This window comes from Paraburkholderia piptadeniae (assembly GCF_900007165.1).
Lineage (GTDB): Bacteria > Pseudomonadota > Gammaproteobacteria > Burkholderiales > Burkholderiaceae > Paraburkholderia > Paraburkholderia piptadeniae.
The window spans coordinates 1-425 of record NZ_CYGY02000132.1 but is presented as its reverse complement, the minus strand read 5'-3'; the positions used below and the strand labels follow the sequence as shown (position 1 = coordinate 425).

The following is a 425-nucleotide window of genomic DNA, read 5'->3' as shown; positions in this document are numbered from 1 at the left end:
AACCGGGCGTGACGATCGCGATCGGCGCGGCGACGGAGGTGATCGCGGGCGAAGGGATGATCGTGACGGCGGGCGGCATCGATACGCACATTCACTTCATCAGCCCGCAGCAGATCGACGAAGCGCTCGCGAGCGGCGTGACGACGATGCTCGGCGGCGGCACGGGACCGGCGACGGGGACGAACGCGACGACCTGCACGCCGGGTCCGTGGCACATCGAGCGGATGCTGCAGGCTGCCGACGGCTATCCGATGAATCTCGGCTTTCTCGGCAAGGGCAACGTGAGCACGCCTGCGCCCGCGCTCGAACAGATTGCGGCGGGCGCGATCGGTTTGAAGCTGCACGAGGACTGGGGCACGACGCCCGCTGCGATCGACAACTGCCTGTCGGTTGCCGACGATACCGACACGCAGGTCGCGATCCAC

General features: G+C 67.8%; 1 protein-coding gene. It reads left to right on the top strand.

Translation table 11 applies throughout. The features are described from left to right. A partial coding sequence (locus BN2476_RS42430; protein ID WP_173819728.1) for an amidohydrolase family protein occupies nucleotides 1-425 on the top strand: 425 nt, incomplete at both ends.